Here is a 19,744-nt window from a genome sequence, read left to right as displayed (position 1 = left end):
TTTTGAAAATTTCTCGGAACCCAACTACATCGCTGAGTTAGATGACTGATTTAGATTTGCCAGCTGCCCTGAATCCATTTTTCTCACGATTGCTTCATACATCTTACGGCAATGCGAGTAACGTGTACGACCCTTGAGCAGCTTGCGACTATTCTCGAAACTCCCCCACTCGATCACAGTGAGCTCCACCTTACGCGTTCCCCACCTATTCATTTTAGTCAGATTTGGCTTAAACAGATCTACCGTATTAGTTCCGACGAGCGCTGAACCGTAATCGTTCACCTCATATATATAAGGCAAGCCCTTGATCTTAAATTTTGTTCCCATTGGGTATATCGACCAGTCAGCAGCCGCACTACGCACTGTGTTCGTATATTTCAGAGATGAACCCGCCGCGCTCTTCAGGCCGTGACAACCCTTTTCATATTCCAAGTTCGAATACGCGGTGGTACGCACATAACGCACATTATCTGAAACCTTATAAGTAGGCAGCCCATGCTTGTCTTTACGTTGTATTTGCTGACCCTTACGGACTAGCTTAGGATTCGCTGGGTGTGGCATTCCTTTTTCTACTTTTTGCCCATGCACATAGGTTTCGCTCTGCATCGAGCAGCTCGTAAATGCAGCACTTGCCACTAATCCCATTCCTGCCTTTAAAAGTAAACTCGCCATAATCATCACTAAAAATTCATTAAATATTCATCACGGAATGTTGAGTATCAACAAGTCCCACCCCTGAAAGGGGCGGACTTCTAAGACGGGTTGGCACCTAGGGCAAATCTTTTTTTGAAACTTACCAGCAAAAACACCCCCACTTTTTAAAACAAAACTCACCCAAAACCCCATTCCATAGGGAATGTAGAGCATTCTTAAAAAGATCAAAAAAGATGTGTTTTTTGTAAGAACGCCATCCGATTTTTAGTATCTTTCCTCGTTTTTTCAAAAAAGAGCCGCGCTCTCTTTCGAGAAACGCGGCTCAGAAAATCAGGAAACTTACTGCTTCACCTCTGGCTGAATAATACCAAAGTCACGCTTTGACATTGTATTTGCATTCGAAGCATCATTAGTCGCAAGTAAAATAGTTCCCGGCGTTAACACGCCTCGCACTTTACCGCGAAACTCAGCTGGGAAACTAATATTATTAGCAATACTTCCAGCCGGATCGCCAGTCACCTTTCCTCCGTTTAGACTAAGTACAGACCACGAGCTAGGGCCAGAACCACCCTCAAGTTTCATAAAAACACCCTCGGCAGGTGTAGCTCCAGGAGCTATCGACATCGGGCTTTGGCCAATTTTTATACCATTACGCCAAACATAAACTGTTTTGTCTGCATACGAAAGTAGTACTGAGTAGGGACCACTACGACTTTTACCCGGCTCCCACATCACACGACCCTGTGGATCTGGAATCGCCTTATTCGAAATACTCTTCGCACTAGATGCCATCAAGACACTCGCAGGTTTCTTAGAATAGGACGGCACTGTTCCTTTCTGAGTAATTGCTACAGTAGAGCCATTGCTCAACACTCCATATACTTTTTCAGAGAACTCGTAAGGCAGGCGGATACAACCACCAGACGCGGGGTAACCAGGAAGATCTCCAGCATGCATTGCTATCCCGGTCCACGTGAGACGTTGCATGTAAGGCATTTTTGCTCCTTTATAAATATTAGACTCATGATCCACTTTGCGCTGCAAAATAGTAAATACCCCAGTCGGAGTCTCTTTACCTGCACGGCCCGTACTTACAGTCGAACGAGCTATCTGCACACCATTACGGTACACATACGCCATCTGATCATCGATACTGACGACCATTAGCACAGGACCTGACGAAGAACGCTCTGGATGCCATTCATATTGACCTGGAGCTAATTTTGTTTGGGAAGTTGTTGTCGCGCAAGAACTCAAGCCCACTACAGCCGCGGCCAGAGCCGCGATAAAGAGAGGTTTCATCAATTTCATTAACAATGGACATACACCGCAAACAAGAAGGAACAAGAAGGAACAAGCGGAAACTAACAGGAAAAGAACACCTAAGACCTAACCCCATGAGCCAACCAAGCAACATCACCGGTAAATAAAAAACCTCCCAACTAATACCTGTAAACAGTTAAAAGGTAGCTCATTAAGAGAAGTGCACTATCTATTCATTATAATAAGAAAATGCTTGCCTTCTCCCATCAAGATCCTTAAAAAACCATACAACAATGTTTAAGTTATAGTGTTTTACTCACTTTAGCTCACGACAAACAACATATAACTCCATTCCTGATGAGAAAGCGCCTCCCAGTTCGCATTCAGGACAAAGAGAGTTTGCATCCCGAAACCCTCCCTACTCCATATGAAAAATACAATTGCACTACTGGCAGCACTTTTAACCGGCTCAGCAGCCTTTGCCGCTGAGAACAAAGCATGTCCAACTGTTGAAGAAACAGCAAAGACAGAAATCACCAAAGCTCCCGAGGACGTTCTCAAGCTCGTATCGAAGCTTGTTGCACAAAACGAAGCCTGTGCTGGTGAAGTAGTCAAAGCTGCTATTATTGCAACTGACGCAGATGAAGCCCTTGTTGGACAAATCGTCGAAGCTGCAGCCACAGCTGCACCAAAGATGGCTTCTGAAATAGCATCTTACGCCTTCGCTACTGCTCCCGACGCAAAGCCGGCAATTGTTGCTGCACTTAATAAAATAAGCGCGGAAAACGGCACTGCTCAAGGACAGAACAATAAGGTAAACCCAATTGATTTCCCAGGTGGCAGAATAGTACCTATCCGCATGATCCCTTCTGTAAGATCAGCACAACTCAGCCCTGAGAACGTGCCTGCTGTGACAAAGTAAGTACCTCTAAATACATTTTTTTCTAAACCCCTTGATCTAATTAGGATCAAGGGGTTTTTTGGGCACTCAAAGAGCCAGCATCCACTCTATAGGGTACCTCCGGTAACCAGCGTTATTGGTGATGTAGAGAATTTCCAGCGAAGCAAGGTGTATGAATGAGCAGGTTTATATCCGTGACATGAAGAGCAACAACGCAGTGCACAGAAAGGAAGCTAAAGTAGGCATCTAATAGATTATAGTATTATTGTCCTGGCCGACCTTCTCTAATAAGCGATGAGAAGCGTGGATCACTATGTGCATCCTCGGCTACCGTATTGATCTGACAGGCATCACGTAATTCTTCGTAACTCAGCCCATCCGTCTCTAGAACCCCCTTTTCATAAAGATATTCATCGAGCAAGCCATTGACTAGCATCCTGATATCGAACGGTGAACGCTCTGAACTAGGAAACTGATTTCTAATACTTGTCGTACAGTTTGCGTTCAGCACATTGTAGAACTGCGGGCTCTCCTTTAACTCATTTTGCACGACCACTGAACTGAGAAAAAGGTAGCGGATTTTTTCGATACTCAGAGCAGATTTATAAAGAAATACAGGTTCTTCCCGAACATTCGTCCGCACACGAATAGCATCGGTCTCAGCAGTAAAAATGTACTGCAATTCGAACATCTTATACAGTCCTCCTATAGGACTAAAGACCTCACCAACTTCTCTCCGTGTTTCAACACTTAAACACACACGCCCATCCTCACCGAAGTCGAATGACAAGATAGGATGGGCCATGAAGTTCCCTAAGAACCTATCGTGGAAAATATCCATGCCTTGAAGCTTGGAAAGATGAACGGTCTTCGTTCTCCATACCGGATCGATACCCCATTTACCATCAACTTCCATTGGGTAATCAAAATCACGGAAATTATAAAAAGTGATTATCTCTCCCTCTATTTCTACCCACCCGGTCTTTTCAAAATCAACAGTCCAAGGTTTCTCGTTAGACGGTTTAATAAAGCTCCAAGGGATAATAACCAGCAAACACCCCACTAGCGCCACTAGTAATTTCTTCCACCGAACTACCATTTTTCTCCATAAATAGAAAAAAGCAGAAACCCAAATCAGCGCCACTAGAGCATTCCAAATATTCGCTTGCCCCAATGGACCATCGTAAAAAATTGCCCCGAAAAAGTAGAGTATGAAGAAACCCACCAAAATGTTAGAAAACACACGTAGCAGCTTCTTCAACCAATTCGATTGAATACTGAGAACGGTCGACATTTTTAGGAGTTCTGTTCGAGATGCTCCAGCAAGATACGCTGCATCTCCTTGATAGCCATTGGATCACGATGCGAGGAATGTCCAGATGGAACGATGAGCTCGGATTCAGCTCCGTCGATATGCGAACTCCAATAAGGGACTACTCCATCTGAACTATCGGGAGTATCACCTTTACCATGATCACCTATCACAGAGTGATAAGTCACACGCGGCAGGATTGGCTTCTTTGCGACAAAGTCTAAAACGGGATTACCTGCTTGTAGCGTCATCATTCCATTTACTGGCCCATCTTGGTTAAATACTGTCCTACCTAAATCCGTCATCGACTGAGTCATACCGACCAAGTCGAGCTGCACGAACTGGCTCGGTATAGCGATCATCAAGGAGATAAAACCTCCATACCATGTATTTGCCATATTACTGCCTCGGTGAGGAGTTGAGAAAAAAACTGCACGCTTGATACCAGCCACTTGAGGTTCTTCAAACAAGAGCTGGTAATCATTCCTAATTTGCTCGGTAACAGATAAACCTCCGATAGGAACATTCGAGAGTTCACTCCATGTAGATCCATTAATCTCCCTCACATTAACCGAAGTAAGTAAACCTCCCATACTATGCCCAAAAACCACCATCTTATCGGCTTGCTCACCACCACCGTTGGCTTGTGCATATTCTTGCAAACGAATGAGATCCGCTTTCAATTTCCCACCAGTCATCCTAACAGGAAACCCACTTGGATAGTAATAAGTATACACTTGGTACTTTGAGCGGATGCTTGGATCAGAAAAAAGTTCGTTCATGGGATCAATCCAAGTCATTGGACTAGAAACCAAACCATGTACTAGAATTAATGGAATCTTCTCCGGGTCATAACGAGACTCTAGATAGAGACCCATTCTTCCTGAGTATCGAGCTGGGCGAAACACACCCATGATTCTTGAAAATCCTCCGATGACAGTCTTGTGATAAACAGCCATATAATAGGCTGCTGACAGATTAATATTAAGTGGTCGTTCTTCCCCCAAAAACGTAATCTGATGCTCTCTTGTCACATCATAAAATCGGAGTACAGCTTTCCCACTCGAAGAAAATTCGATGATAGCAGTCAGATTAAAATCACCACCTAGTGGACTAATAAATGGATTCTCTTTATCACCTGTTGTGCCGTGTTGAGCTACCATTGGTGCTCCAACTCCAGCTTGACTCACCTCAGACCTTAGTCCGCTGCGTTTGAGACAGTCAACCGGAACAAGATCGTCAAAGCTCCCGCTTGGATAGGTATGAGCTAGTGAACTATCAACGCTCAATTGATAATTTCTCTTCACCCCTTGAAAGGAAGCTCCCTGACTGAGCTCTAATTCATGAAATAAATCAGCTACTTGACCAACGGCATGGTTATAGAGAGGTAACACCAACGGATCTTCATACGCATAAGCTTCATGTGCTGCCTCCAGATACAGACCCATCGCCCGCTCTGGATCATTTTTTTCCAACTTCCTTGCAACCTCTATTTTTTTATACAAAGCGTTAAAAAGCACTCTCTCTGTATCGTTTACTTCTACATCATGATTCAGCGCAATTGAGCTAATAGGCTTCAGCTCCTCACGAACATGAATCTTACCGCCACACTGGCAAAGTAACATTAATGATAGACACAATAGTCCAGTTGATAGAGATTTTTTCATGACTTCATAGTGGTCTATAAACTAGACACACATCAGTCAACCATGCATCTGTGTCGAACTCCCCCCTTCCAACCCGACTGGAGAACTCAAATATTGATATGCGTAAGCAACTGATGTATCAGTCTCCCATGAAAGTCTTAGTCGCGCTTGCTCTTTTATACTCATATACCTCTAGCTTTGCTCTGGAACTTAGCAGTTCAGTCTATCGAGTCGGCGACATCGACAAGGCTAGAGCTGAAGCAGCGGAAAAAGAAAAACCGCTAGTCGTCCTCTACAGCAACAGCAAGCTCAGTCCCATCTGAAATATCTGCAGTGGAACTGTCAGTTTGACAGCTATAAAAGCAACTCGCACGTGGAGTATCGTTCTCTTTATCGATTCCTCTAATAAAGAGGAACTCAAAAACCTCCCAGCTGAACTGAAAACGAAAGTCTCGAATCTTCCGGGAACATATATCCCTAAGTTACTCATTACTAGCGCAGACATGACCCAAGAATTTGGCTCATTTAGTTAAGAGCAAATGAGACCCCAAGATTTCTCAGATCTCTTTAGAGACTCAAAAAAGCAAGTACGAGAGGCTAAAAAGGCCGACTTATTAGCCTCAACAACTACTCAAAAAAGCGAGAGTGAAGACACAGCTTCTATCATCACACTAAAAAAACCAACTCTTACAGACTGGAAATCCTCAAAAGGGAGCACTCTATCCGCCAAACTCATACGCATAGAACATGAGAAAACCTACATTTTTAAGACATCTTCAGGGAAAATTCTCAATGTGGAACGGGATCAACTCGACCCGAGCTCTATCAAAAAAGCGAATCAACTCATCGCCAAACAGAATTAGAGCTTAGTTGCTTCGCACAACCCTCGGCTTCTTACAGATCTGCATGCAAATTTTACGGAAGAAAAAAACAACATACTCCTCCTAGCTATAGAAGAGGATTAAGCTCTACTCTTTGATCATAAGTAGTTTCGTATACCCAAATAAAAATCTAACATAATTACAACCAGTACCATGAAAAATACTCTCCTCGCGCTTTCTAGCGCTACCACACTACTACTCGTTTCCTGTGAAAACCCAGCAGACAACTCTACTGCTGCCAAAGTCTCCGACGCTAAAGAAGTCCCCACCAGTGTAGTAACTGGTCAGAAATGGAATTTTACAGATAACTCTAAAATCACCTTTGTTGGCTCTAAGGTAACCGGAAGCCATGAAGGAGGATTTAAAAAGTTCTCAGGCCACTTTTATGTGGACGGAAAAACTCTCACCGCCAGTGGCCACGAAGTCCTCATCGATATGGACTCCACTTGGTCTGACTCCGAAAAACTTACTAGCCACCTTAAAAATCCGGACTTTTTCGATGTACCCCAATTCCCTAATTCTAAATTCGTAGTCACAGGCATCGAAGAAAAAACTGGGCCTACAGGAGAAACTCATCTTCTCACAGGGAACTTCACCCTCCACGGCATTACCAAGTCAATCAACATTCCCGTATCGGTAAATCAAACTCCAGACACTATTAACGTGAAAGCTGACTTCTTCATCAACCGATTTGATTTTGATGTGAAATATGCAGGTAAAAAAGATGACCTCATTCGTAAAGAAGTAGTCATTCGCTTTGACCTTCATGCCAAACCAGATGCAAGCAGCACCGACTCCTAACAAATTACATATCCCTCTGAACCACTAACTCTCAGAGGGAACTTTCATCAATCCAACAATATTGCCATCGGATGACACCCCAACTATGGCAACACATACAGCTAGCATGGTAAGCTCTGCATTACCCAGATATCGTACAACACATCTAGCGAACTGCTAGATCATTGCTAACCTCACCGGAACTGCCGGCTAGCAGGCGGTGTGTAGAAAGCTAAATAAAACATCCAACCCAAGACCGGGACAAAAAGCACCACAGCCCAGAACACTTTTTTCCACCCGCTCCCGTCTCGCGACATAAGTTGCCTCAGTAGAACGAGTGTTAGGAGAGAGTAAACAGCGACGAAGCAACCCAAGGCAATGACACTCACAGGATCACCTGCTAAGGCGTCTGAGATTAGTATCTGTACTTTCTCGGCTAACATTTCCTGAAAAATTACTTCACTAGGCGAATACCGCCCTCTTCAAAAAGAATTTTTCTCTCTTTAAATAATTGGCTAAGAGCTCTCTTGTAAGTCTTCTTACTCACATTGAAAGCGGCTAGAATCGCACTAGGATCAGCTTTATCACCTAATTCAGAAAAGCCACCACTTTGCTCAAGCCTATCAAGAATCTGCTGACTTAGGTTCATTGCTTTTTCTGGGCCAGGCTTCTGCAGCATGATGTCTAACTTACCGTCCGGACGGGTCATCAGCACGTAAGCTTTCAGCTTTTGACCAATTTCTAATGCTTGGAAAATTTGATTGTGATAGAGCAAGCCCCAGTCCTGACCTTCGACCACTACGCGGTAACCAAGATCTGTACGATCCACTATCATGATATCAACCTCTTCATTCTCTAGATAGCGACGGTCTGTTTTTCCTAAATAACGACCAAGCCTTGCTGTAGCAGCTATTCGACGCGTCTCCTCATCGACATACACACGAACTACGACATTCACTCCCTGACTCACTTTACGCTTCTGCTCACCGAACGGTAGCATCAGATCCTTCACCAAGCCCCAGTCCAGGAATGCGCCATGAGGCGTCACTTGCATCACTTCGAGAACGACAATGTCACCCACCATCGCTTTAGGTGTCCAGGTAGTGGCAATAAGACGATCAGCAGAGTCACGATAGATAAAGACCTCGAGCATATCACCCAGAAACGTATTCTCTGGAACCTCTTTGATCGGCAGCAGGATCTCTCCATCAGTTCCAGCTTCGAGGTAAATGCCACGTTCTTCTTCACGCGTCACCTCAAGGGTATTCATCTTACCAAGTTCAATCATGCTTCATCCCTACTTCTATATGACAATGATAGAAAGACAAAGTTTAGCTCGCTCGCCTAAGATTACTTTGACTCCGCTTTATAATCAGGATTCATATCCTCGGCTCCCATACGCATTGGTTGAGGTAAACTCGGAGCTGTAGTAGCCTCTTCAAAGGATGGCAATTCGTCGATTGCAGTCATCACTGATGATGGACGTTTCTCTAAATCTGACTCAATTAGCCAATAGATCCATTTGCGAAATACCTCTGGAATATCAGCACGATATGCTCGGAGGTAAGGGATCTCACCCGCTTGGTGCTTAGCGTGCGCCAGCTCCAATGAAAGCCCCGCTAGCGGATGACCACCTACGGCGACCCAATAAATAAGCTGACCTAACATGTAGAGAGTACTTTTAGCGCCACAGGGTTTGCCCTCAAAAATTTCCGGTGCCATCAACGCTGGATCTAAAGTCTTAGAGAGCGCGAGTTTGTCACCACTTGCGATTAAAGGAATGAGCTTCGAATGACCTAAATCCATCAATATATAATGGTACCCACCCGAGGCCTTAGGCGTGCCTATAATAGAAGATGGGCATAAAGCATGATGGTAATAACCGGCATTTTCAGCAGCCTGGAGAGCATCCAAACATTGCGTAGTGAGATCATAAAGACCGCGCAGACTCATCTGCTCATTTTGCTTCAAAATCTGACTTATCCGAAGCCCCTCAACATGAGCAGTCACGATAAATGGACCACTCTCATCTACTCCAGCATCAAACACTGATAGAATATTAGAATGGCTGATTCCTGATAGATCGCTCACCACCTCGTTAAAACGGCGCAGCCAATCCTCATTATTCAAATTTTCCTCCGATGTGTCGAACCGTCGAAGCGCCACTAGACGGTTAAGCTCAGTGTCATATGCTTCATACACCGCACCTGCCCTCCCTTTGCCTAGTTCTTGATCAATTCGGTAGCGTTCGTCCATCTAAAGCGACGTTAGGCAAATGCTATATTTCCGACAAGACGCATTTTCGAATGCTAGAGCATTAACAGCATACGCACACCCAAATAACCCACATATTAATATGCATTGCACACATAAGTCGCTTCATATTAGCCCTCAAAATTAATTTTGATTATGACAATATTTAGAAGATTAAAGAGCTCTAAAGAACTAGAAATGCCACTATTCTAGAAATAATCCGCTAATTTTTCTTAAATCTTCTTTCTCGCGTCCTAAAGGGGAAAAAAACACCTGGATAGCTTCACAATTCAACAAGAAACACCAATAAAATACTCCAAACACTATAACAATAAGCAATTTACGAAACAAATCTACATAACTAAACTAGCACCCATCGGAGCTTGACGCTTTCCACTCGCTACCGCTAGCCTGTAGACCTTCACACCGACTCGGGCGTCGGTGCCTGATCAACACTAACTCAGCCAAATTACTATCGTGGACCACAATGACATCCGCAAAATCGTAGAGCTCATGGATGAGCACGATCTTTCCTACTTCCATCTCGAAAAGGAAGACTTCAACCTCAAGCTGAAAAAAGGCCTCGATGCCGATTCAGTCCAAGCTGCCTTCGCTGCCATGCCAGCTCAAGTAGCTGCAGCTCCTGCTCCAGCCACTCCGGTTGCAGCTCCTGCTCCAGCAGCAGACGTAGCACCGGTTGGCGAAACTATCAACTCTCCAATGGTCGGCACATTTTATGGCAAACCAACTCCTGACTCCCCTAACTTCATAGAAGTAGGCGATACAGTCAGTGAAGGCCAGACTATCTGTATCATCGAAGCCATGAAGGTGATGAATGAAATTAAAGCAGAGACCTCTGGTGTTGTAGCCGCGATCAACGCAGAAGACGCAACACCAGTTCAATACGGTGACCCGCTCTTCACACTTAAATAAATACGGCTCCTGCCGAAACGCCACTTTCACCTGAATCCCGAGCTGTAAGAACAGTTGTCTGTACCATGTTTAAAAAAGTCTTAGTCGCCAACCGTGGCGAAATCGCTCTCCGAATCATCCGTGCCTGCCGTGAGTTAGGCGTCGCATCTGTTGCTGTATACTCAGAAGCTGATGTTGACTCCATGCACGTTCAACTCGCCGATGAAGCAGTGTGTATTGGGCCTGGCCCGTCGAAAGATTCCTACCTCATGCCTGACCGCATCATTGCGGCTGCCGAGGTCACAGAAGCAGACGCCATCCACCCAGGTTACGGATTCCTGTCAGAAAATGCACGCTTCGTGGAAATCTGCGAAAGCTGCGACATTACCTTCATCGGGCCTAAGGCTGACACTATACGCCAAATGGGCGACAAGAACACAGCCCGCGCCACAGCTCTTGAGAATGGCGTTCCAGTCACTCCCGGCTCCGATGGCATCCTCGACTCAGCCGAACATGGGCTTAAACTTGCTAAGGAAATTGGCTTCCCCGTAATGATCAAGGCCACTGCCGGTGGTGGCGGTCGCGGGATGCGCCCATCCTTCAGCGAAGAAGACTTTATCGTTCACTATAACCAGGCTTCTCAAGAAGCGATCGCCTGCTTTGGCAATGGCGAATGCTACCTTGAGAAACTCGTTCTCAATCCACACCACGTCGAGTTCCAAGTCTTTGGTGACACGCACGGCAATGCTATTCAGCTAGGTGAACGCGACTGCTCCATGCAGCGCCGAAACCAGAAGATCATTGAAGAATGCCCATCACCATTGCTCACACCTGAACTCCGCGCTCGTATGGCTAAAGCCTCAGTGGACCTCGTGAAAAATATCGGCTACATTAACGCGGGTACTATTGAATACCTCGTTAATGCAGAAGCCACCGACTTCTACTTCATGGAGATGAATACACGTATTCAGGTAGAGCACCCAGTTACAGAAGAAGTCATGGGCTGTGAGCTCATCAAAGAGCAAATCCGTGTTGCTGCTGGCGAACCACTCTCCGATCACGTCAGAAATGCGGAACCTCGTGGCTGGTCCATCGAGTGCCGCATCAACGCTGAAGACCCATATAACAACTTCGCCCCAAGCCCTGGAAAGATCGATCTCTGGTACGCTCCAGGTGGCAAAGGCGTCCGAGTAGACACACATGTCTACTCCGGTTATTCAGTACCACCGTTCTACGACTCCATGATCGCCAAACTGATCTGTACTGGAGCCACACGCGAAATCGCGATTGCTCGCATGAACCGCGCGCTCAAGGAATTCATGATTCGCGGCATTAAGACCACCATCCCTTTCCAACTTGAGATCATCAATCACCCGGACTTCAAGTCTGGTAAATACGATATCGCTTGGGTAGGTAAATTCCTCGAAGAGAAAATGGCTGAGAAAGCTTAATTACTCTTAAAACATCCATCTAATTAAAAACGAGATCCACACGGGTCTCGTTTTTTTCGTTCTAGTCAGAGACCTCTGGCTTAAACTTCGCAAGAAATAAACGCTAAAACCACTTTACTTAACGATGAACTTTTCCCTAGAAAATAATGAGGCGACGAGCCGAAGCTCGCCGCCTTATTGTGTGTGTCGTTTTGCTTTATTGCCTCAAGGTGGCAAGTTCAATTTGCGCGAAAGTACGCGATTTGTCTAGAGATTTGTGCGTTCTTATTATCAAAAAAAATCAATCAGTCATTTGACCACCAGCTAGATCACTCTCGCCATCTACTATAGATTCTTGCTTTCGCAGCTCTCTCTCTTCCTTTTTCTTAGCTCGGGCAGCGCGAAAGAAATGCTGTAGAATAGCAAGGCAATCGTCTTTAAGAACTTCAGCAACAGTTTCACACTTATGATTTAGAGGTGGATTAGAATCTAACAAATTGATCCACCCCCCTGCCGCGCCACCTTTAGGATCAGGAATACCAAACACTACTTTATCTGGGCGGCAGTGCACCAAAGCCCCTGCACACATAGGACACGGCTCCTTCGTCACATAAACAGTGCAACCCTCCAGCCGCCAGTCACCCACCACGCTCTGAGCAGAAGTCAGCGCCAGCATTTCTGCATGCGCTGTAGCATCCTTAAGCGTTTCCACCTGATTCCATGAACGTGCAATGATACGATCATCTTTAACTATCACAGCCCCTATCGGAACCTCGCCAGCTTTATAAGCCTTCTCAGCCTCGCGAAGCGCCTGCCGCATGTAATACTCATCCCCCTTGCCCTCGATTACGAAATCCTCGCTCATGGAATAGGTTTAATACCGCAATCTGACACTGCCAACTTGAAACTAATAAGTTTGTCTTTAGTATCATGCTCATGAAGAACTGGCACCACACAGATCGTATCATGGCCCCTTCCCTTCTCGCAGCAGACTGGGGACGCGTCACCGAAGAAGTCACCCGCGCTATCAACTCTGGCGCTGACTGGCTCCACCTGGATGTAATGGACGGCCATTTCGTAGACAACATCTCCTTCGGCCCGCAAATGATTCAGGCTATCCACGAGAGCAACGACATCTTCCTAGATGTTCACCTTATGATTTCTCGTCCGGATCACTACCTCCCAAGATTTTTAGCATGCGGCGCGGACATGATCACCGTCCATGTAGAGGCGGAACACGATGTCGCCCAGACCCTAGCGGAAATCCGCAAAGCCGGAGTCCTCGCCGGCCTAGCCCTCAACCCAGCTACCCCCTTTGAAGAGGTCATCCCCCACCTTCCGCACATTGACCTACTTCTACCGATGACCGTCATCCCTGGATTCGGAGGCCAAGCTTTCATGGAAGACATGATGAACAAAGTTAGAGCTGCAGCCGCTTTCCGGACGGAGCACGACCTTAATTTTCACATCGAAGTCGACGGAGGCATCAACACCCAAACAGCAGCAATAGCTGGCAAAGCCGGGGCAAACATCCTCGTCGCAGGCTCGTCTTCCTTTGGAGCAAAAGACATGAAAGCCGCTATCACTGCCATGCGTGACGCTTAGGTAACTAGGCCATCATGGATTGCATTCATCGGCCACATGAGCGCACCCTATAAAGATTCCACTTATTTAGAAATGGCGTCCGCCTTTAGGGTTGAAAAGTAGTCATTTCCGCTTACTTTGACCACTTTCAAAGCACGTTGTTCGTCAGCGTGCAAAAATTTTCACAACACAAATAGATAAATTATGTCATACGACCTTATTGTTATCGGCGGCGGCCCTGCTGGATATGTTGGCGCAATTCGCGCAGCTCAGCTCGGCAAAAAAGTAGTTTGCGTAGAAATGGATCGCGCAGGCGGCACATGCCTCAACTGGGGTTGTATCCCAACAAAGGCTCTTCTCAAAAATGCAGAGCTCTACCAGACACTCACTAAAAAGGCTAAAGAGTTTGGCCTTTCCTTCGACAATCTCTCGTACGATTGGTCCACAGTAGTCGGTCGTTCCCGCAAGGTTTCCTCACGTCTCGCTGGCGGTATCGAATTCCTCTTTAAGAAGAACAAAGTCGACTACATCAAAGGCTTTGGCTCCGTAACTGGTGAAAACACTGTCGAAATCACTGCTGCTGATGGCTCCAAGCAGACTCTCGAAGGTTCTAACATTCTTGTTACCACTGGTTGTAAGTCACGTGAACTTCCACCACTTCCATTCAATGGTAAGTCTGTCATTTCTTCTAAAGAAGCGATGATCCTCGAAGAGCAACCTAAATCACTCGCCATCATCGGCGCAGGCGCGATCGGTGTAGAGTTCGCATACATCTACAATGCATTCGGCACTAAAGTAACTCTTATTGAAATGCTCCCTAACATCCTCCCTGTCGAAGATGACGAGGTGGGTGCAGAAATCGGTAAATCTTTCAAGAAGCAAGGCATCAACGTTCTCACTGAAACCAAAGTAACTGGTACTCAGGACAACGGTGATTCTGTAACCCTTACCGTGGAAAACGCAAAGGGAACTCAGGAAATCACAGCTGACGTCTGCCTCGTGGCTATCGGTGTAGCTCCAGTTCTTCCTGGTGGACTCGAACCAGAACTCGATCGCGGATTTATCAAGGTTGGTGATCGTTACGAAACATCCATCCCTAACGTATTCGCATGCGGCGACATCTCCGGCCCACCATGGCTCGCTCATACTGCTTCTTTCGAAGCCGTTCAAGCCGTAGAAGGAATGTTCGTAGAAGGAAAAGTTCCACGTAAAGTCGGCAACTTCCCAGGCTGCACTTACGCCCACCCACAAGTAGCATCCGTCGGTAAGACAGAGCGCGCACTTAAAGAAGAAGGCGTCGAATACAAGGTCGGTAAATTCCCATTCGCAGCCATCGGTAAAGCGCAAGCTGCCGCTGACACTGAAGGTTTCGTTAAACTCCTCTACGGTAAGGAACACGGCGAACTCCTCGGCGCGCACATCATTGGCGACAACGCTACTGAGCTTATCGCTGAAATGGGTCTCGCACTCGAAATGGAATGTACTGCTGAAGAAATTCACAGCACCATCCACGCCCACCCAACACTTGCAGAAGCGATCCACGAGGCAACGCTCGACGCAGACGATCACGCGATCCACTTCTAAGAAACGTTAGATCAACACCTCTTTTAAAAGCAGCCCACACCGGGCTGCTTTTTTTGCTTATGTGACAAAAGCTATTCTAACATAGATAAGCGTTGACCTCGACTCAGCATCGACTTATGGCACGCCAATTGCTGCTTCATTGAAGCAGAGATAAAAGGAAACTTTTACCCCCCAACACACATATGAAACTTATTCCCCTCACGCTATTATTAGCGTCCCCCATAGCGTCAGCTATCACCGTATTCGATGTCACCTCAATCACAGTGAACGACTCTGGCAGCGCTGCCGGAAATGTCTCTGTAGCCGCTGGAGCGAGTTCAACGATCACTCCCGTTAATAATCTCAACCTTGTTGACTTCACAGTTTCCTCATCGACTGTATATCTTGCAAACGACTTTATTTCAGGAATCGGCACAAAAAGCATTATCTCCTCAGAAGAGGTTGCAGGAGTTATTCAACCCTCCACTGCAACAAGTGACGGTACACTAGCCTACGGTACCCAAGCGAATGTATCTAGCTACCTCACACAGGGCGCACGCGGCCTCTCATTCTCAACGGCCCTCAACTATAATACCCTAGACGATCCTGGGACGATTACTTTTGATCTAAGCTTCAAGAGCGATCCAACAGCAGGCGGTAGCCGCCCAACCTTCATCGTAGGTGATGGAGCTGATAACCAGTCAATTGATCTATGGAGCTTCCTTGATGCAGGTGGAGCAACACTCTTCTCTATTTTAGTTGGACCTACTGATTTTTCCGAATTTGGTAAGCAGGTTATTGACCGTGTATCTAGTGATGATTCTGGCTACAATCCCATAGATCCAGACAACGCCAACAACACAGCGCGGGGAATCGGGCTCTCTGCATTTAGCTTAACAAATGCCGACCTCAATGGCGCATCTTGGGAAGATGTGACTCAACTCTCTATCCTCGTACCAGCCACCGGCTCTGAGCCAAAAACAGACTACGCCTTCTTCGGTGTGGACACAGGTTTAATCGACTCACCTTATTTAGTTGTTAAAGCAGTTCCTGAACCAAGCTCTACAAGCCTTCTTGCGCTCGGTGCAACTAGCTTGCTCTTACGCCGTAAGCGCAAAACAGCTTCAGTTTAATTCCCCCTACATTATATTCTTCTTTAAAAAAGGCGGCTCGGTAACGAGTCGCCTTTTTCCTTTCCAACAACTCGGTCTAACCGCAAGCTGCAACAGAATATTTTACTCAGCATCTAACCTTTTCACTCAAAATCCCCATGTGGTATTACACGCTCAATGGCAAACAAGCCGGCCCCATCTCCCAAGACGAACTCACTCATAAACTCACTGGTCAACTCCCTGCCGACACTCTCGTCTGGAAAGAAGGGATGAGCGAGTGGCTGACAGCGAGCTCCATACCCGATTTTTCTCAAACACAACCTCCTTCCCCTGCACATTCAAACAGTGCACCTCAAGAACCTAAAGCGAGCAGTGACACAAACCCCTACGCGAGCCCCACTTCAAACGTCCTCGACCAGACTATTGTAAATGAAGTAACCGAGCTCCCAGCTGAACCAGTACAATTAGATGTAGGATTCTGCATCAAACAGGGCTGGAAGCACACTATGCGTAACTTCGGCTTGGTTTTTCTAACTGGCTTCGTGTACCTCATCGTAATCGTCGTAATCTCTGGACTTTTCTCAGCTATTGGCTCTGCTATCGATGGACCTCAGACTGCTCCTGAAATTAATTACGAAAGTATGGAAGCATCAGATGCCTTCTTCGCTTCGATTGAAGCAGAAAACCAAACAGGGCCTGTAGGTAGCTTATTAGAAATCGTATCGAATATTTTCCAAGCATTCCTCGCTATGGGCCTCACTGCTTTTGCTCTTACTCACGTAAGAGGCGGTGAAGCCAGCGTTGGCCAACTCTTCACCCAAAGCGGCAGCAAACTCCTTAAAGTCATCGGTGCTACCATCCTTTACTATTTAGCCATATTTGTTGGAACTATTTTCCTCATCATCCCAGGGATCTACATCGCCATTCGCTACATGTATTACCAAATCGCCATCGTCGACAAAGACCTAGGCGTGATGGAATCGTTCAAATATAGCTCCGAACTCACTCGACAAAACAAATGGCGAATCATCGGCCTGGGACTCATTAACTTCCTCATCATCATGGCGGGCATGATGGCTTTATTCATTGGCCTCATCTGGGCTATCCCAGTAGTGATACTCGCTCACACCATCTCCTATTGCTACCTCCACAGCGGAAAACGCTCAATCGCAGTCCAAAGCTAAAACTCACTTTTTATGTGGTACTTCACACTCGACGGCCAACAAGCGGGCCCCATTTCCCAACAAGAACTCAGCAAAAAATTCAACGGCGAGCTCCCGACTGACACTCTCGTTTGGAAACAAGGCATGAGCAGCTGGAAATCAGCTTCTGAAGTCACAGAATTTAAGAATATTGAGAGAGACGTAAATACGCCGCCTCCATTGCCACAAGCTCACGCCTACACATCACCTGTGAGTAATCCTGTCTATAGTGTAAACTCCACCACATATTCCCTACCGAAAGTAAAAAAAACCAACTACCCTCTGCTGCTGGTATTCGGTTCAGTGGGCATCCTTTGCATCGTCATTGGTTATATTTTCTTATTCTCCACGATTCTATCTAACACCATGGCAGCAGCTCAAAATGAAATAGGCCGGATGGAACAAAAGGCACAACATGCTGCCGAGAGCCAAAGTGAAGCCGGCTTTCCTACTGGCAATGAGCTTACCCCTCAAGCTGCTGAATTTACAGAACTAGAAAGCCAAATGACATCTGCCATGATGGAAGGAATGGGGACTTTTACGGTCCTACTAAGCATTGGCTGGATTTTCTCAGTTATTGCCTACATTTTTGGGCTAATATACCTGCACCGAGCTTGGACATTACTACAGCCTTCAGGAACCGCTGTGAGTCCAGCCAAAGCTGTCGGCTTCCTTTTCATTCCCTTCTTTAATCTCTATTGGATCTTCGTAGCCTATCGCCAGTGGGCAGAAGAATGGAACAAAGTCCAAAGCCGCCACACCACCCTCACCGCAGCTCCCAAAGCGAGCGAAGGCGCCTTCCTCGCCATGGGTATCGCGCATTGCTCCATCATCATCACCAGTGTTCTCGGCTTATTTGCTAGCTCTGTGCTTTACTTTGTCGGCATGAAATCTATGTGCGATGTCATCAATTACGCTGCTGAGCACGGCACTGATGAAGCCTAATACCACTTCCAACAATAATGAGCACTAACATCGACCTCGACGCGATCAAATCCTATCTGCTAAAACTGCAAGATTCTATCTGTCAACAGCTCGAAGCTGTAGACGATGAAGCCACCTTTAAAGAAGACTCCTGGGAACGCGAAGAAGGCGGCGGCGGACGCTCGCGCGTCATGACAAATGGAGCTGTTTTTGAAAAAGGCGGCGTGAACTTTTCTCACGTCCATGGCGCTTCCATGCCAGCATCTGCTACAGCGCACCGTCCAGAGCTCGCTGGGCGTTCGTTCGAAGCAATGGGAGTCTCCCTCGTCATGCACCCGCATAATCCATTTGTACCGACAAGCCATGCCAACGTGCGCTTCTTTTGCGCACAAAAAGAAGGAGCTGAACCCATCTGGTGGTTCGGCGGAGGTTACGACCTTACCCCTTATTACGGCAACGATGAAGACTGTAAGCTTTGGCATCAGACAGCAAAAGATGCCTGCGATCCATTCGGCGCTGACATCTATGATCGCTTTAAGAAATGGTGTGATGATTACTTCTACCTCAAGCACCGCGATGAACCTCGTGGAGTAGGTGGGCTCTTTTTTGATGATTTTAACGAACTAGGCTTCGACGACTCTTTCGCTTTCATGCGCTCGATAGGTGACAGCTACTGTGATGCCTACGTACCCATCGTAGAAAAGCGCAAGGACATCACCTATGGCGAACGCGAGCGAGAATTCCAGCTCTACAGACGCGGACGCTACGTCGAGTTCAACCTCGTCTTTGACCGCGGCACCCTTTTCGGACTTCAGTCCGGTGGCCGTACAGAATCCATCCTCATGTCGCTTCCTCCGCTAGTTCGCTGGGAATACGATTACCATCCAGAGCCCGGAACTCCAGAAGCTAAGCTCTACGATCATTATTTAAAGCCGCAAGACTGGATCTAACAAACACTTCCACACCCATGACTACTGGTAAAAAAATACGCCTCGGCATCATCATTGCTATTACATTAGTAGCAGCGATTGTAATTCTCCAAAATAGAGAACAAGTCACCACAAATATCCTCTTTACTAGCATCGAAATGCCTCAGGCATTCCTACTCTTTCTCACCTTTTTGGTGGGAGCTCTAGCAGGATTCGTACTCGCCTACATGCGCCTAAGCTCACGCCTCAGCTCAGTTCAGAAATCAATTGAGAAAAGATAACGACGGAGCGATTTAAAATCCAGTTATACCACTCTGCGAATGGTTCTGTCGGGCTTCAGTCTGCTGAAAGCTAATTTTTGTTTTCATAGGGCTTTGAGAATGACTTTTCACTCACCT

The 19,744-nt window shown here is 46.4% G+C and carries 22 protein-coding genes; 14 read left to right on the top strand and 8 right to left on the bottom strand.

The window, feature by feature from the left end; translation table 11 throughout:
- Window positions 1-24: 24 nt before the first annotated feature.
- Window positions 25-672, bottom strand: a complete 648-nt coding sequence (locus ACSHX2_RS08365; protein WP_435692433.1) for a 3D domain-containing protein — start codon at window positions 670-672, stop codon at window positions 25-27.
- Between the two features lie 321 nt (window positions 673-993).
- Window positions 994-1,956 (bottom strand): L,D-transpeptidase family protein, encoded by a 963-nt coding sequence (locus ACSHX2_RS08360; RefSeq protein WP_435692431.1) that lies wholly within the window; start codon window positions 1,954-1,956, stop codon window positions 994-996.
- Window positions 1,957-2,344: 388 nt separating this feature from the next.
- Here ACSHX2_RS08360 and ACSHX2_RS08355 point away from each other — a divergent pair, with 388 nt between their 5' ends.
- Window positions 2,345-2,839, top strand: a complete 495-nt coding sequence (locus ACSHX2_RS08355; RefSeq protein ID WP_435692429.1) for a hypothetical protein — start codon at window positions 2,345-2,347, stop codon at window positions 2,837-2,839.
- Window positions 2,840-3,080: 241 nt separating this feature from the next.
- On the opposite strand, the gene ACSHX2_RS08350 is transcribed toward ACSHX2_RS08355, so the two are convergent.
- Window positions 3,081-4,112, bottom strand: a complete 1,032-nt coding sequence (locus ACSHX2_RS08350; RefSeq protein WP_435692428.1) for a DUF4105 domain-containing protein — start codon at window positions 4,110-4,112, stop codon at window positions 3,081-3,083.
- A gap of 2 nt (window positions 4,113-4,114) precedes the next feature.
- Window positions 4,115-5,797: an esterase/lipase family protein gene (locus tag ACSHX2_RS08345; protein WP_435692426.1), complete on the bottom strand. Its 1,683-nt coding sequence runs from the start codon at window positions 5,795-5,797 to the stop codon at window positions 4,115-4,117.
- A 98-nt stretch (window positions 5,798-5,895) separates the two neighbouring features.
- Between ACSHX2_RS08345 and ACSHX2_RS08340 the strand changes: the two genes are divergently transcribed.
- The 4 genes from ACSHX2_RS08340 (at window position 5,896) to ACSHX2_RS08325 (ending at window position 7,458) form a co-directional block, all read left to right on the top strand.
- Window positions 5,896-6,099, top strand: coding sequence for a hypothetical protein (locus ACSHX2_RS08340; RefSeq protein ID WP_435692424.1), 204 nt, complete (start codon window positions 5,896-5,898; stop codon window positions 6,097-6,099).
- A 24-nt stretch (window positions 6,100-6,123) separates the two neighbouring features.
- Window positions 6,124-6,309, top strand: coding sequence for a hypothetical protein (locus tag ACSHX2_RS08335; protein WP_435692422.1), 186 nt, complete (start codon window positions 6,124-6,126; stop codon window positions 6,307-6,309).
- A gap of 6 nt (window positions 6,310-6,315) precedes the next feature.
- Window positions 6,316-6,639, top strand: a complete 324-nt coding sequence (locus ACSHX2_RS08330; protein ID WP_435692420.1) for a hypothetical protein — start codon at window positions 6,316-6,318, stop codon at window positions 6,637-6,639.
- 171 nt (window positions 6,640-6,810) lie between these two features.
- Window positions 6,811-7,458 carry a YceI family protein gene (locus tag ACSHX2_RS08325; protein ID WP_435692418.1) on the top strand — a complete coding sequence of 216 codons (648 nt, stop codon included), beginning with the start codon at window positions 6,811-6,813 and terminating at the stop codon, window positions 7,456-7,458.
- A gap of 173 nt (window positions 7,459-7,631) precedes the next feature.
- Here the strand turns inward: ACSHX2_RS08325 and ACSHX2_RS08320 are convergent, their stop codons facing one another.
- The 3 genes from ACSHX2_RS08320 to ACSHX2_RS08310 all read right to left on the bottom strand — a co-directional run bounded on the left by ACSHX2_RS08320 (window position 7,632) and on the right by ACSHX2_RS08310 (window position 9,693).
- Entirely contained in the window at window positions 7,632-7,880 is a 249-nt protein-coding gene (locus ACSHX2_RS08320) for a PLDc N-terminal domain-containing protein (protein WP_435692416.1), read from the bottom strand.
- 11 nt (window positions 7,881-7,891) lie between these two features.
- Window positions 7,892-8,725 carry a CvfB family protein gene (locus tag ACSHX2_RS08315; RefSeq protein ID WP_435692414.1) on the bottom strand — a complete coding sequence of 278 codons (834 nt, stop codon included), beginning with the start codon at window positions 8,723-8,725 and terminating at the stop codon, window positions 7,892-7,894.
- Window positions 8,726-8,787: 62 nt separating this feature from the next.
- A complete protein-coding gene (locus tag ACSHX2_RS08310) occupies window positions 8,788-9,693 on the bottom strand; it encodes a serine/threonine protein kinase (protein WP_435692412.1) in 906 nt (301 codons plus the stop codon).
- 474 nt (window positions 9,694-10,167) lie between these two features.
- On the opposite strand from ACSHX2_RS08310, the gene accB reads away from it, so the two are divergent.
- Together accB and accC are read left to right on the top strand one after the other, a co-directional pair.
- Complete coding sequence (gene accB / locus ACSHX2_RS08305) at window positions 10,168-10,623, top strand: acetyl-CoA carboxylase biotin carboxyl carrier protein (RefSeq protein WP_435692410.1); 456 nt, start codon at window positions 10,168-10,170, stop codon at window positions 10,621-10,623.
- A gap of 65 nt (window positions 10,624-10,688) precedes the next feature.
- Window positions 10,689-12,053, top strand: coding sequence for an acetyl-CoA carboxylase biotin carboxylase subunit (accC, locus tag ACSHX2_RS08300; protein ID WP_435692408.1), 1,365 nt, complete (start codon window positions 10,689-10,691; stop codon window positions 12,051-12,053).
- 280 nt (window positions 12,054-12,333) lie between these two features.
- On the opposite strand, the gene tadA is transcribed toward accC, so the two are convergent.
- A complete protein-coding gene (gene tadA, locus ACSHX2_RS08295; RefSeq protein ID WP_435692406.1) occupies window positions 12,334-12,897 on the bottom strand; it encodes a tRNA adenosine(34) deaminase TadA in 564 nt (187 codons plus the stop codon).
- Between the two features lie 71 nt (window positions 12,898-12,968).
- Between tadA and rpe the strand changes: the two genes are divergently transcribed.
- The 7 genes from rpe (at window position 12,969) to ACSHX2_RS08260 (ending at window position 19,627) form a co-directional block, all read left to right on the top strand.
- Window positions 12,969-13,637 carry a ribulose-phosphate 3-epimerase gene (rpe, locus tag ACSHX2_RS08290; protein ID WP_435692404.1) on the top strand — a complete coding sequence of 223 codons (669 nt, stop codon included), beginning with the start codon at window positions 12,969-12,971 and terminating at the stop codon, window positions 13,635-13,637.
- Window positions 13,638-13,820: 183 nt separating this feature from the next.
- The gene (lpdA, locus tag ACSHX2_RS08285) at window positions 13,821-15,200 is read left to right on the top strand and encodes a dihydrolipoyl dehydrogenase (RefSeq protein WP_435692402.1); all 1,380 of its coding nucleotides are present in this window, start codon (window positions 13,821-13,823) and stop codon (window positions 15,198-15,200) included.
- Between the two features lie 182 nt (window positions 15,201-15,382).
- Complete coding sequence (locus ACSHX2_RS08280) at window positions 15,383-16,312, top strand: PEP-CTERM sorting domain-containing protein (RefSeq protein WP_435692400.1); 930 nt, start codon at window positions 15,383-15,385, stop codon at window positions 16,310-16,312.
- A 137-nt stretch (window positions 16,313-16,449) separates the two neighbouring features.
- Entirely contained in the window at window positions 16,450-17,475 is a 1,026-nt protein-coding gene (locus ACSHX2_RS08275) for a GYF domain-containing protein (RefSeq protein ID WP_435692398.1), read from the top strand.
- Window positions 17,476-17,487: 12 nt separating this feature from the next.
- Window positions 17,488-18,438 (top strand): GYF domain-containing protein, encoded by a 951-nt coding sequence (locus tag ACSHX2_RS08270; RefSeq protein ID WP_435692396.1) that lies wholly within the window; start codon window positions 17,488-17,490, stop codon window positions 18,436-18,438.
- 17 nt (window positions 18,439-18,455) lie between these two features.
- On the top strand, window positions 18,456-19,367 hold the full coding sequence (hemF, locus tag ACSHX2_RS08265) for an oxygen-dependent coproporphyrinogen oxidase (RefSeq protein WP_435692394.1): 912 nt from the start codon (window positions 18,456-18,458) through the stop codon (window positions 19,365-19,367).
- A gap of 17 nt (window positions 19,368-19,384) precedes the next feature.
- Window positions 19,385-19,627, top strand: coding sequence for a lipopolysaccharide assembly protein LapA domain-containing protein (locus ACSHX2_RS08260; RefSeq protein WP_435692392.1), 243 nt, complete (start codon window positions 19,385-19,387; stop codon window positions 19,625-19,627).
- Window positions 19,628-19,744: the final 117 nt, after the last annotated feature.

It is taken from the genome of Rubritalea sp. (genome assembly GCF_051252225.1).
Classification (GTDB): Bacteria; Verrucomicrobiota; Verrucomicrobiia; order Verrucomicrobiales; family Akkermansiaceae; genus Rubritalea.
Note: the sequence above shows the minus strand (reverse complement) of the source record. Positions and strands in the feature narration are given on the sequence as shown.